The organism is Micromonospora sp. NPDC048898 (assembly GCF_043198035.1).
Classification (GTDB): Bacteria; Actinomycetota; Actinomycetes; order Mycobacteriales; family Micromonosporaceae; genus Micromonospora.
On the sequence record NZ_JBICUF010000004.1, the window covers coordinates 62,489 to 74,316 of the forward strand.

An 11,828-nucleotide genomic window follows, 5' to 3' on the forward strand; every position below is an offset into this window, starting at 1 on the left:
CGTTGATCATGGGGGTTATTGCCACGACACGCCGGGCGGATGGCAATAACCCCATGATCAACCAGGCAGGGGTGGGGGTCAGGTGGCGAAGGTTTTGGTGATCTTTGCGCAGAAGGCGGGGAGGTCGTCGGGGTTGCGGCTGCTGGTCAGGTTGCCGTCGGTTACGCACTCCTCGTCGACCCAGGTGGCGCCGGCATTGGTCAGGTCGGTACGAAGGGTCGGCCAGGACGTGATTCGTCGGCCGCGCACCACGTCCGCCTCGATCAGCGTCCACGGACCGTGACAGATCACCCCGACCGGCTTGCCCGCGTCGAAGAACGCCTTCACGAAGCGCACCGCGTCCGGGTCGCCGCGCAGGAAATCCGGGTTCGCGACGCCGCCGGGGAGCACCAGCGCGTCGTAGCCGGCGGCGTCCGCCTTGTCCGCTGTCACATCCACGTCGTACGTCTTCGACTGGTCCAGGTGGTTGAAGGACTGGATGGACCCGGGCTTGAGCGAGACCAGCTCGACCGTCGCGCCGGCGTCCTCGACCGCCGCACGCGGCTGGACGTACTCGACCTCCTCGACGCCGTCGGCGGCCAGGAAGGCGATTCGCTTGCCCTGCAGTGTCGTTGCCATCTCGGTACGTCTCCTTTCCGGGGTCACCGCAATTTCCTTCCCGGCTCCGCACGTCCGAAACGACCCAGCCGAGCAGCAAGGGCACGCTGGTGACACAGCCGCAGCTCAGGCGCGGGCCAGGTTTGGCCCGGAGGGCGCTGGGGACCCGGGGAGGCATGGCAGGAGCAGCAGCGGAACAGCGCCGGCTCGCCACCGTCGTGGAGAGCTGGCTCGAACGCCCAGTCCTGATCGTCGGTGACGCCATGTTGGACGAGTGGCGCTTCGCCGACTCGGAGCGGCTCTGCCGGGAGGCGCCCGCACCGGTCCTCACCCTGCGCCGACGGATCTCCGCCGCCGGTGGGGCCGCGAACACCGCGGTCAACGTCGCCGCTCTCGGCGGCCGGGCGGTGCTTGTGGCACCTGTCGGCGCGGACGTGGCCGGCGACGAGTTGCACGACTGTCTGGACCGCGCGGGCGTCTGGGACCGAACCGTCAACCAGCCCGGACGGCCCACCCCGGTGAAGCGGCGGATGCTGGCCGGCAACCAGATCCTGTTGCGGGAGGACTCCGGCGACGCGGACGACGCGCTCGACCCGGAGGGCGTGACCCGACTGCTCACCGCCCTGAGCTGCGCCACCGAGGAGCTGCGCGCCGCCGCCGGCGGGGAGGCGCCGACCCTGGTGGTCTGCGACTACGGCCTGGGGGCGCTGCCCGCCCCGGTGCGCGCGTGGCTGGTCGAGCAACGCGAGCGGTACGCCACTGTCGCGCTGGACGCCCACGACCTGGCCGACTGGCGGGGCCTCGCGCCGACAGTGGTCACGCCCAGCTTCGCCGAGGCGACCCGGCTGCTGGCCCGAGCCAGCGGCGCTACCCGATCGACCACCGGCATCGACCTGCACCTGGAACACCCGCACGGCGACCCGTCGGACGGCCCGTCCGAGTTGACCGTGGGCGCGGCACCCGGCGGGGTACGCACCGACGAGGTCACCAAGAACCACCCGGGGCCGGTCGGTGAGCCCACCCCGGGCGAGGGCCGGGTGGCTCTCACCGGCGACGGGCTCAGCGTCACCGGCACCGGCGTCACCGTGAACACCCGGGCCGGTGAGGGCGTCGACCGGGCCGTCCTGGCGGAGTCGCGCCTCGCGGAGCTGCGCGCGCACACCGGCGCCGACGTGGTCGCGGTGACCCTGGACACCGAGGGGGCGGTGGTCGGCGGCGCCGACGGGGAGCCGCGGCGCAGCCACAGCACCCCGGTCCCGGCCAGCCACGCCGTGGGTGCCGGCGACGCATACCTGGCGGCGATGACGTTGGCCCTGGCCGCCGACGCGCCGCTGCCCACCGCCGCGCAGCTCGCCCAGTTGGCGGCCACCATCACCGTCTCCGACACCGGCACCTGCGTGTGCCGGCGGGAGGATCTGCTCGCCGCACTCGACCAACCGCGGAAGACCGTGAGCCATCCCGCGTTGGTGGGCAGCGACGAGTTGGACGCGATCGTCGCCGAGTACCGCGAGGCGGGACGGTCGGTGGTGTTCACCAACGGCTGCTTCGACGTGCTGCACCGGGGGCACGTGCGCTATCTGGAGCAGGCCCGCGCGTTGGGTGACCTGCTGATCGTGGCGGTCAACTCGGACGGCAGCGTACGCCGGCTGAAGGGCCCGGACCGGCCGGTCAACCCGGTCGAGGACCGGGGAGCCCTGCTCGCCGCGCTGGCCTGTGTCGACCATGTGGTGGTCTTCGAGGAGGACTCGCCGGCCGCGCTCATCGAGGCGGTCCGGCCGGACGTCTACGTCAAGGGCGGGGACTACCCGCCGGAGCTGGTGCCGGAGGCGCCGCTGGTGCGCCGGCTGGGTGGCCAGGTGCACACCCTGGGGTACGTGCCGGACCGGTCCACCTCGGCGATCATCGAGCGGATCCGGTCACACAGTCAGGACCCGTCGCCGCAGAGCCCCGACCGGGAGCCCGACCCGTCACTCAGCTCCCGCACCCAGGCGTCGTGAACCGCCCCCTGGACCTCGGCAGCCCGGCGGAGTTCCGCGCCGACCGGTTGGTCGACGTGTTGATACCGACCCGGAACCGGCCCGCCGAGTTGGCTGTCACCCTGGGCGGGCTCGCCGCCCAGGACGGGGTACCCGACTTCGGGGTGGTGGTCAGCGACCAGTCCGACGGGGACCCGGCGTACGCGCATCCCGCCGCCGCCACCATGGTCCGGGCGCTGCGGCACCGGGGTCACCCGGTGCTGCTGACCCGCCGGCTGCCCCGCCGGGGGTTGGCCGAGCACCGGGCGTACCTGCTCGCCGCGTCGACCGCCCGGTACGTCCTCAGCCTCGACGACGACATCTGGCTGGAACCGGGGACACTGCACCGGTTGGTGACGGCGATCGGCGAGCTGGGCTGCGGCTTCGTCGGCAACGGGGTGCACGGCCTCTCGTACGCCGACGACGTGCGGCCGGACTCGCACGGGCACTACGAGGAGTGGATCGGCTCGCCCACGCCGGAACGGGTCCGACCCGACACCCCGCAGTGGAACCGGGCGCGGATCCACTCGGCGGCCAACCTGTTGCACATCACCGAACATCTGGCGCTGCCGCCGGGTGCGTGGCGGGCGTACAAGGTGTCCTGGATCGGCGGATGCGTGTTGTACGACCGGGCCAAGCTCGTCGCCGCCGGTGGCTTCGACTTCTGGCGTCGGGTGCAGGAGAAGCACCAGGGCGAGGACGTGGCCGCGCAGCTGGCGGTGTTGGCCCGCGATGGTGGTGCGGGCATCCTGCCCAGCGGCGCCTACCACCTGGAATCTCCCACCACCGTCACCGACCGGGACGTGGAGGCGTGGGAGGTCGTCCTGGCCGACGAGGACACCCCGCAGCCGGCCTGAACTACGGGGTGAGTAACTCCCGGGCTGCTTCCACCACCTCGATGACCGGGACGTCGGTGACGAAGGAATCCCGGTGCGGGCACTCACCGTCGCCGGGCCGGTGCGGATAGATGCCCGGCGTGCAGTCCACCCCGCACACCGGGCAGTGCACAGTCCACGAGCTGATCGGCCGGTGCCGACCCCGCAGCGGGCTGGCCCCGTTGATCAGGTTGCCGACCCAGAAGATCCCCACCGTGGGCGTGCCAACCGCGGCGGCCAGGTGCAGCGGGCCGGTGTCGTTCGAGACGACCAACGCGCAGTCGGCGTAGCAGCCCACCAGCCCGCCCAGGCTGAGCGTGCCCACCTGTGGGCGCACCGGCACCTGTGCCGTGGCGACCACCCGGTCCACCACCTCCCGCTCGGAGGGCGTACCGGTGACCAGCACCTCGTATCCGTCCTCGTGCAGCGCACCGGCCACCTCGGCGAAGCGCTCGGCAGGCCAGCGGCGACGGGTGTCGGTGGCGCCCGGATGCAACGCCACCCGGGGCCGCCGCTCCGGGCCGAGCACCCGGGCGGCCTCGGCGCGATCGGCGTCGGTCACCGCAAGCGTCGGCGTGATGGTGGTCGCCGGCGCTCCCACCAGCGCCACCACCTCCAGGTAGCGGATCACCTCGTGCTGGTAGTAGACGTATCGCAGCCACCGGTCCAGTGGCGGCGCGTCGTCGGCGCGCAGACCGACTGTCACCCGAGCCCCGAGCCGACCCATCAGCGGGTTGGAGTTCGCGCCGCCACCGTGGATCTGCACCGCCAGGTCGAAACCCGCACCCGTGGCGGCGGCCAGGAAGACGTCCATCGACGACTCCGCCTCGCCCGGGTCCGGCGCACGGATGCCGGGCGCCGGCGGCACCACCAGCACCCGGTCCACCGGGCCGGGCCGGTCACGCCAGAGCTTCGCGTGCCACGGCGCTCCGAGCAGCACGATCTCCGCCTCCGGGTACGCGGCACGCAACGCGTCGAGCGCCGGCAGGGCGAAGATGAAGTCGCCGAGTGCGTTGGCGCGCAGCACCGCGATCCGCCGCACGTCTTCGACTCGCTCGCCGGTCGGGCCGAGCAGGGACGGAGTGCCCACGCAGCCCGCTATGTCCGGTCCGCCTCGCCGACGGTGTCCGGGCGGTGCAGCTCCCGGTCCGCGGCGGGGTCGGCCGGCATCGGCGTACCCGTGGAGGGGTTGCCGGAGCGCGGCCCGGTGCGACCGACGGTGATGGTGCGCGGCGTGGGCCGGATCGCCCGGGGCAACCGGACCCGGAGCAGGCCGTGGTCCATGACCGCGTCGATGGCGTCCGGGTCGACCCGCGACGGCAGGTTGACGCGGTATTCGAAGCCGCGGGTCTCGAAGCCACCGGGGATGCCCTGGTCGGCGTTGACCTCCGCCTCGGAGCGGGCCCGTACGCACAATTCGAGGTCGTCCAACTCGACAGCCACCTCCTCCGGTGCCACCCCGGGCAGCCGGACGACTACCTCCCAGCCGTCCGCGGTCTCGGCCAGGTCGACGTCGGACGCGCCGGCCCGGCCGCCGACCAGGCGACTCAGCTCGGCGCGCAGCGACTGCAACTCCCCCATCGGGTCCCAGCCCTGCTGCCGGCCGCCCCGCCAGCCCCGACCGAATCCGCCGGCCTGCTGTTCGCTCATCACACCTCTCCGATCCGCTGGGTGGAAGTTTGCGGCCGCAGTGAGCTGGGCGCGTCCAGGCCGGCGTCGCGGTCGACGCCCACACCGAGCCGGTCGACAAGCTCGCCACCCAGCCAGGCGCTGATGCCGAGGATCCCCACCGCGACCACCTCGATGGCGACGAGGGCACCGCCCGCGGCCCGGGAGTCGGCGTTGAGCCGGACGGCCCACACCGCGGCGAAGAGCAGGATCACCGCGACGTTGGCGGCGGCGTGCAGCAGACCCACCCGCTTGGCGCGGGTGCCGGTCGGGATGGCCAGCAGGTCGAACGAGCCGGCCGCCGCCGCGAGAAGACCGCCGATCAGGCCGACGGTGATGTTCCAGTACGCGACCTCGCCGAGCAGGTCAGGGCCACCGACGGTGTCGACCACGTCGAACAGCACCGCCGTGGCCAGCAACGCGACCGGGAACATGACGAGCATCGGATGGACTGGATGACCCAGTACCTTGAGTCGGCTCTCCATCTCCCGGCCTCCACTGGTTGGCGTCCTGCGGAACGGTCTCGTGCGGCGGGCGCGTCGGGTGAGGCCCTACCCCCGGCAACCGTGCACAAACCTCACCCTGGTCACGGCGGCCTAGGCTGACGAATGGCGGTGCCCCGCCAACGGGTCAACGCCTGAGGGAGGATCACGTGACGGTGGAGATCACTTCGCACGAGGAACTGCGCGAGTTGCTCGGGGCACCAACCGCGCGGGCCGCCAACAAGGAACGCCAACGGCTGCACGAGCGGGACCGTGAGTGGCTCGCCGCGTCGCCGTTCTGCCTGCTGGCCACCGCCGGTGCGGACGGCAGCTGCGACGTCTCCCCCAAGGGCGACCCGGCCGGGTTCGCCATGGTGCTGGACGACACGACCATCGCGCTGCCCGAGCGGCCCGGCAACAGGCGGGCCGACGGTTACCGAAACATCCTGGACAACCCACACGTCGGGTTGCTCTTCCTGATCCCGGGGCGCACCGACACGCTGCGGATCAACGGGCGGGCCCGCCTGCTCAGCGACGCGCCCTGGTTCGACGACATGGTGGTCAAGGGACACCGGCCGGTGCTCGCCGTGGTGGTGGAGATCGAGCAGATCTTCTACCACTGCGCGAAGGCGTTCCTGCGGTCCGCGCTGTGGCAGCCGGAGACCTGGCAACCCGACGTGCTGCCGTCCCGCCCCCGCCTGATCAAGGAGGTCGAGGCGCCGGTGGTGAGCCTGGAGGACCTGGAGCGGTACTACGGCCCGGAGTACGCCAAGAACATCTACGCCTGACCGGCCCGGGGCGTCCGGCTGGGTCTGCTCGCCGCCAAATGACGCGGATGATGTCGGTCAGGCCGACCAGCCGGACGCGTTGCCGAACGACTCCCGGGAGATGCCGGAGCCGGTCTCCGGCCAGGAACCGAACCGCTCGTTGTGCAGGTGCGCGAAGAAGTAGCACATCTCTTCGCAGTCGGCGTCCGACACGGCCATCGCGGGGTCGGCGCGGACCGCCTCGTAGAACGCCCGACCGAGGGCGACGATGAAGCCCCGGCAGTAGAGGAAGCCGTCGTCCGACCCGTCGGTCACCTCGTGGATGTCCTCCCGGTCGATGTCGTACAGCTTGCGTTCCACCACCCGGTCGAGGTCGGTCAACTCCTGCCCGCTCAGCTCGGCGGTCAGGCGCCGCAACCGGGTCAGGAAGGCGTCGAGCCAGGCGTCGATCGCGTGGGACGGGTCGTCATCGTCGTCGCGGTCGTCATCATCGGCGGGGTCACGCTCGACGAGGGCCAGCCGCAGCGCCGATGGCTCGGCACCCAACTCGGCCCACGCCGCCTCGATGAGCGACCACAGCCGGGCCTCGTCGGCGGGGGTGGGCAACGTCGGAGGGGCATCGGTGGTCACGGTCACCGCCGGACCGTATCGACAGCCACCGACACTCCCGGCCGCCGGCCAACTGCCGGCGACGGCCACCCCGCCAATCCAACGCCCGTCCCACACCGCTCGGCTGGGACCACGCGATTCCGACCCACGTGTCACGATCTCGGCCATGCGCCTTCCGTTCGGCCTGCTCGTCGCATCCGTCGCGGCCGGAGTGCTCTCGGCTGCGACCGCGCTGCTCGCCATGACAGCCGCGTCGTTGCAGTTCGGCCTGGTCATGCTGCTCGCACTGCTCGGCCACGTCCTGCTGGGTCGCGGTGCGCGTCGCGTGCGGTGGGCCGTCGCCGCGGGCATCGGCCTCCTTGCCGTGGTGGCGGCCATGAGGCTGCTCTGGCACCAGGAGCAGGCCGTCGAGGTGGGCTGGGCGGCATATGGGCCAGCGGCAGCGGAGGCGTCCATAGTGGGGCCATGGCGGGACTCCATCGACAGGCAGCGGCTCGCCGCGCTGGGTCTGGCGCTAGGCGTCGTCTGTCTCGCCGCCGGTGTGTTGGCACTACCGGCCCGCGGCAGGCGGCGGGGTGTGGCGACGGCGGTCCTCGCGCTGCTGCTGCTCGCCTGGTTCGGGCTGGACTCCAGCCGGGAGTTCGTCGACTACCCTCTGCCGGATCTGCTCGCAACTGTGTGGCCGGCGCTGCTCGCTGCCCTCGTGACCATGGGGGCACTCGCGCTGTCCGGATGGCGGGCCGACCGCCGTTGGCTGCTCCCGGTGGGGTTGTTCCTGCTGTCGCTCGCAACGGCCGACGTGTACTCGAATCTCGCCGGACTGTGGTCGGGCTGGTGGGACACGGTCAATCCGGGCCAGGACGCCATCCTGCAATTGGGGATGAGGGTGGGCACGTCAGCGAAAGACTCGCTTGAGGTGTCGTCGGCCGTGGAGAGGGCAACCGCGCTGGCCGGAGCAGGGCTGACGGCCGTCGGCGCGCTGCGCAGTTCCCGGGAGACCCCGACTCCTTCCGCGTAGCACAGATCTGAATTGCGGCCTCCGGCCCTTCGCCCACCCCTTCTTGGCCTTCCGCCCACCGTCGGTAATATCTGCATGTTTTGATCTACAACGGGGAGGAAGACCCGCATGCGGTGGAAGTTCCCGGCCGGCGCCCTGATAGCGCTGGCCTTTCTGATTCCGGCGGCACCGGCGGTGGCGCAAGCCGGATCACCCGGGCTGAACGAGGCCTGCCAGACTGTCGAGCGCAAGACGTACACGGACATTCGCACGTGGCTCACCACTGATCTGGACACCGCCACCACCGCGCAGCTGCGGTTGTTGGCCTATCGGATCCTGGACACGGCGACCGAAGAGAAGTTGCCCGTTCTGCCGGACGTCATCGAGGAGCGACTGAAGGGCACCACCGAAGAACTCCGCGCATTCCTCAAGGCGGATGTGCAGAATGCCTGGTCAGTGGCTCTGCGGGTCTCGGTGGTCCGGACGTTGACGGGTGCTGGTGCCAAGGTGCAGGAGTCCGCGCAGAAGACGCTCGGTGCCGGGTCCGTCGACACCTACCTGGCCTACCTCAACGACGGCCTGTACGCCGCACGTGCGCTTGACTGTGCCCCTCAGCCGACGCCGACGCCGAGCGCCACGCCCAGTGGTACGCCCAGCGCGACGCCGAGCGCCACGACGACTGTTGCACCGACCCCCACGTCCTCCGCCAGCCTGGGCGCCTCCGGCGGCGAGGGCGGTGGGCTGCCTGTCACCGGCGCCAACACCGTGACCGTGGCCAGCATCGGCGGTGCGCTGCTGCTCCTCGGCGGCGTGGGTTACCTGATCGGACGCCGACGCCGTTCCCGCTTCGTGGCATAGCTCGCTCGACGCGCCCAGCGCACCTGACGGCGGCCCGCCCGGACTTTTCCGGGCGGGCCGCCGGCACGGTCAGGCCAAGCTGCTGGCGCGGGTCCGCTCCCGCAGTTCCATGCGGGGGCCGTTCGCCGGCAGGGTGGAGACGCTGCGGCTGCGAGTCTTCTCCGGCCCCGGCTCCGGGCGCACCAGCAGGTGCTGGCGCAGAACCTCCCGGAACACCACCTTCATCTCGATCAGCGCGATGGACGCGCCGAGGCAACGGATCCGCCCGCCGCCGAACGGGATCCAGGTGTAGGTGCCGGGCTTGACGCCCACGAAGCGTTCCGGCTTGAACGCGTCCGGGTCCGGGTAGAGCGCCGGGTCCCGGTGCAGCAGGTAGGCGCTGGCCCAGAGCAGCATGCCCGGCTCGAAGAGCACCCCGCCGATCTCGATCGGCTTCATCACCTCGCGCGGGATGATCTGTGGGATGGACGGCCGCAGCCGCAGCACCTCGTTCACGGTGGCGGTGAGGTAGTCGTCGCTCTCCCCCGCGTCGATCTCGGCGATCAGCCGTTCCCGGGCCTCGTGGTTGCGGCTCAGGTACTCGAAGCCCCAGGCGATCGCGGAGGCGGTCGTCTCGGTGCCGGCCAGGAAGATGGTCATCATCTCGTCGCGCAGTTCCACCGCGGTCAGCGGCGAACCATCCTCGTGCTTGATCTTCAGCAGGACGGACAGCATGTCGTCGCCCAGCTCGGCGGTGGCCTGGTGCTCCTTGACCGCATCGGCGATCAGGGCGTCGCACCGCGCGCGCTGCTTGAAGAAGTCACCCAGGCCGAGCGGTTTGATCCTGGCAAGCCTGCGGACCATCTTCGGGGACATCTTGTGGATCACGGCGGCCGACGCCATCCGGTTGTTCAGCGACATCATGTCGATCAGGACGCTGATCAGCTCGTCCCAGTTGCTCGGGCCCTTCCTGCCGAAGATGACCTCGCGGATGACGTTGAGGGTGAACCGGTGGATCAGCGGGTGCATCGCCACCGGCCGGTCGCGCGGCCAGGTCGCGATCTCCGCGACGGCCATCTTGTCGATCGACGCCTCGATGCGTTGCAGCGCCTTGCCGTGCATGCTCGGCATGATGAGGCGGCGGCGCACGTTGTGCGGGTTCTCGTCCAGCCAGGCCAGGCCGGTCTGCCCGGTGAACTTCTCGATGGTGGCGGAGCCGTTGCCGGTGTGCAGCACGTCGGCCGGCGCCATGAACATCGTCTTGACGTCCTCGGGGTCCGACAGGACGTACAGCGGGCGCGGTGGGATCCGGATGCGCAGCGCGAACCGGCTCCCGAACTGTTCGCGGCACTGCTCGACGAACCAGTCCGGCCGCTTCCAGTAACGCAGGATCTGCAGCGCCGGCAGGGTCTTTGGACCGGGTAGGGCACTGGCCGGGGTGGCCATCCGCCGGGTCGCCCGGGCCGGTTCGCCGTTCACGGCGGCCGGCGCGAGCGCTGCGCCGTGGTCGACCGGACACTTGTCGGTCTGGTCCTGGGCATCTGCCGGGACCGGGTTCGGAACATCCACCTCTGTCACCCTTCTCGTCGATCAGGTCACGTCACGTGTTGCTGAGGTGCTGGGAACGGCCACGTCCACCACGGATCGCAAGCAGGGCGACGCCACCGGCGAGGCCGCAGCCCGCCATGAACAGCCACGTCGTATGGAATGCGCCGACGTCCGGCCGGACGCCAAGGACGGCCACGACGACCGCCACTCCGAGGGCGAGCCCGACCTGCCGGCACATCGACGACAGGGCGGTTCCGGTGGCGAAGCGTTCCGGTGGCAGCGGCAGCGTGGCCGCCGCGGACAGGCTGGGCATGACCAGCCCAGAGCCGATGCCGGCGATCAGGCCGGCCGGCAGGACCGTGGCGGCGTACTGAGGGGTGGCGGTGGTGGCCAGCGCCCACCAGACTCCGCCGGCCGCGAACAGGACGCCGCCCGTGAAACCGACCAGCCGCGGTCCGTAACGGGCGGACAGCAGCCCGCCGGGCACCGCGAAGAACGCCGCCATGATCGGTCCCGGAGCGATCTCCAGACCGGCACGCAGCACCGAGTGCTGCCAGACCCCGGTGAGGAACAGCGTGGTCGCCAGGACCATCGCGCCGAAGCCACCGAAGAACAGCATGGTGGCCAGGTTGCCGAGGGCGACCCCGGGCACCCGCAGCAGCGCCGGCTCGATGATCGGTGCCGGGTGCCGCCGGGCACGCCACCCACTGAAGCCGACGCCGAGCACGCCGACCGTGAACAGGCCGACGACGCGCGGGCTGGTCCAGCCCCACGACTCGCCCTGCACGATGGCCGCCACGGTCGCCGCCACCGTCGTGGCGAGCACCAGCGCGCCGAGCACGTCGGGCGCCGTACGCGCCTTCTCGCGGATCTCCGGCAGGGTGCGCAGCCCGATCAGGATGGCGGCCACACCGATCGGCAGATTGACCAGGAACACCCAGCGCCAGCCGATCTGCACCAGCACGCCGCCGATGGGCGGGCCGAAGGCCGCGGCGGCACCTGCCATCGCGGACCACAGGCCAACCGCGGCGCCGCGGCGGGCGGGCGTGAACAGCGGCAGCAGCAACCCCAGTGAACTGGGCAGCATCAGCGCGCCGCCGGCCGCCTGGAGAATCCGCGACACCACCAGGACCAGCAGCGACGGCGCCAGGGCGCACGCCGCGGAGGCGACGGTGAACAGCAGTAGCCCCGCCAGGAACGCGCGCTTGCGCCCGTAGCGGTCGGCCCACCAGCCGGCCGGCATCAGCAGGGCGGCGAACGTGATGGCGTACGCGCTGAGCACCCAGGACAGGTCGCTCAGGCTCGACGACGGCCACTCGATCGCCAGGTTCGGGAAGGCGATGTTGACGATGAACAGGTCCAGCGAGCAGACGAAGACGCCGACCAGGATAACCGCGAGCGACAGTCCACGGTGCCGCATGTCCGGCGCGGCA

At 71.4% G+C, this 11,828-nt stretch carries 12 protein-coding genes; 5 read left to right on the plus strand and 7 right to left on the minus strand.

Features of this window, described 5'->3' with window-relative positions:
- Positions 1–78 precede the first annotated feature (78 nt).
- Positions 79–618 carry a type 1 glutamine amidotransferase domain-containing protein gene (locus ACGFIQ_RS13425; protein WP_393243316.1) on the minus strand — a complete coding sequence of 180 codons (540 nt, stop codon included), beginning with the start codon at positions 616–618 and terminating at the stop codon, positions 79–81.
- A gap of 155 nt (positions 619–773) precedes the next feature.
- On the opposite strand from ACGFIQ_RS13425, the gene rfaE2 reads away from it, so the two are divergent.
- Both rfaE2 and ACGFIQ_RS13435 read left to right on the plus strand, forming a co-directional pair.
- On the plus strand, positions 774–2,594 hold the full coding sequence (gene rfaE2, locus ACGFIQ_RS13430) for a D-glycero-beta-D-manno-heptose 1-phosphate adenylyltransferase (RefSeq protein WP_393243318.1): 1,821 nt from the start codon (positions 774–776) through the stop codon (positions 2,592–2,594).
- Positions 2,591–3,469, plus strand: coding sequence for a glycosyltransferase family 2 protein (locus ACGFIQ_RS13435; protein WP_393243320.1), 879 nt, complete (start codon positions 2,591–2,593; stop codon positions 3,467–3,469). Before rfaE2 ends, ACGFIQ_RS13435 begins: the two co-directional genes overlap by 4 nt.
- Before the next feature lies 1 nt (position 3,470).
- Here ACGFIQ_RS13435 and ACGFIQ_RS13440 read toward each other — a convergent pair whose 3' ends face one another.
- The 3 genes from ACGFIQ_RS13440 to ACGFIQ_RS13450 are packed head-to-tail and all read right to left on the minus strand — an operon-like array spanning position 3,471 to position 5,640.
- Positions 3,471–4,577, minus strand: coding sequence for a glycosyltransferase family 9 protein (locus tag ACGFIQ_RS13440; RefSeq protein WP_393243322.1), 1,107 nt, complete (start codon positions 4,575–4,577; stop codon positions 3,471–3,473).
- Positions 4,578–4,585: 8 nt separating this feature from the next.
- Positions 4,586–5,137 (minus strand): Hsp20/alpha crystallin family protein, encoded by a 552-nt coding sequence (locus ACGFIQ_RS13445; protein ID WP_393243324.1) that lies wholly within the window; start codon positions 5,135–5,137, stop codon positions 4,586–4,588.
- Positions 5,137–5,640: a DUF2231 domain-containing protein gene (locus ACGFIQ_RS13450; RefSeq protein WP_393243326.1), complete on the minus strand. Its 504-nt coding sequence runs from the start codon at positions 5,638–5,640 to the stop codon at positions 5,137–5,139. Before ACGFIQ_RS13450 ends, ACGFIQ_RS13445 begins: the two co-directional genes overlap by 1 nt.
- A gap of 167 nt (positions 5,641–5,807) precedes the next feature.
- Here ACGFIQ_RS13450 and ACGFIQ_RS13455 point away from each other — a divergent pair, with 167 nt between their 5' ends.
- A complete protein-coding gene (locus ACGFIQ_RS13455) occupies positions 5,808–6,425 on the plus strand; it encodes a pyridoxamine 5'-phosphate oxidase family protein (protein WP_393243328.1) in 618 nt (205 codons plus the stop codon).
- Between the two features lie 57 nt (positions 6,426–6,482).
- Here ACGFIQ_RS13455 and ACGFIQ_RS13460 read toward each other — a convergent pair whose 3' ends face one another.
- Complete coding sequence (locus ACGFIQ_RS13460) at positions 6,483–7,040, minus strand: DUF4240 domain-containing protein (protein WP_393243330.1); 558 nt, start codon at positions 7,038–7,040, stop codon at positions 6,483–6,485.
- A 139-nt stretch (positions 7,041–7,179) separates the two neighbouring features.
- Between ACGFIQ_RS13460 and ACGFIQ_RS13465 the strand changes: the two genes are divergently transcribed.
- Complete coding sequence (locus tag ACGFIQ_RS13465; RefSeq protein ID WP_393243332.1) at positions 7,180–8,031, plus strand: aminopeptidase; 852 nt, start codon at positions 7,180–7,182, stop codon at positions 8,029–8,031.
- Positions 8,032–8,139: 108 nt separating this feature from the next.
- Entirely contained in the window at positions 8,140–8,868 is a 729-nt protein-coding gene (locus tag ACGFIQ_RS13470) for an LPXTG cell wall anchor domain-containing protein (protein WP_393243334.1), read from the plus strand.
- Between the two features lie 69 nt (positions 8,869–8,937).
- Here ACGFIQ_RS13470 and ACGFIQ_RS13475 read toward each other — a convergent pair whose 3' ends face one another.
- Together ACGFIQ_RS13475 and ACGFIQ_RS13480 are read right to left on the minus strand one after the other, a co-directional pair.
- Positions 8,938–10,416 (minus strand): cytochrome P450, encoded by a 1,479-nt coding sequence (locus ACGFIQ_RS13475; RefSeq protein ID WP_393243335.1) that lies wholly within the window; start codon positions 10,414–10,416, stop codon positions 8,938–8,940.
- Positions 10,417–10,447: 31 nt separating this feature from the next.
- The gene (locus ACGFIQ_RS13480; RefSeq protein ID WP_393243337.1) at positions 10,448–11,815 is read right to left on the minus strand and encodes an MFS transporter; all 1,368 of its coding nucleotides are present in this window, start codon (positions 11,813–11,815) and stop codon (positions 10,448–10,450) included.
- Between the last annotated feature and the right edge of the window lie 13 nt (positions 11,816–11,828).

Excerpts from the sequence above, each read along its gene's own strand:
- ACGFIQ_RS13445 (WP_393243324.1), bottom strand. The coding sequence starts at position 5,137 with ATGAGCGAACAGCAGGCCGGCGGATTCGGTCGGGGCTGGCGGGGCGGC.
- ACGFIQ_RS13425 (WP_393243316.1), bottom strand. The coding sequence starts at position 618 with ATGGCAACGACACTGCAGGGCAAGCGAATCGCCTTCCTGGCCGCCGAC.
- rfaE2 (WP_393243318.1), top strand. The coding sequence starts at position 774 with ATGGCAGGAGCAGCAGCGGAACAGCGCCGGCTCGCCACCGTCGTGGAG.
- ACGFIQ_RS13450 (WP_393243326.1), bottom strand. The coding sequence starts at position 5,640 with ATGGAGAGCCGACTCAAGGTACTGGGTCATCCAGTCCATCCGATGCTC.
- ACGFIQ_RS13465 (WP_393243332.1), top strand. The coding sequence starts at position 7,180 with ATGCGCCTTCCGTTCGGCCTGCTCGTCGCATCCGTCGCGGCCGGAGTG.
- ACGFIQ_RS13480 (WP_393243337.1), bottom strand. The coding sequence starts at position 11,815 with ATGCGGCACCGTGGACTGTCGCTCGCGGTTATCCTGGTCGGCGTCTTC.
- ACGFIQ_RS13470 (WP_393243334.1), top strand. The coding sequence starts at position 8,140 with ATGCGGTGGAAGTTCCCGGCCGGCGCCCTGATAGCGCTGGCCTTTCTG.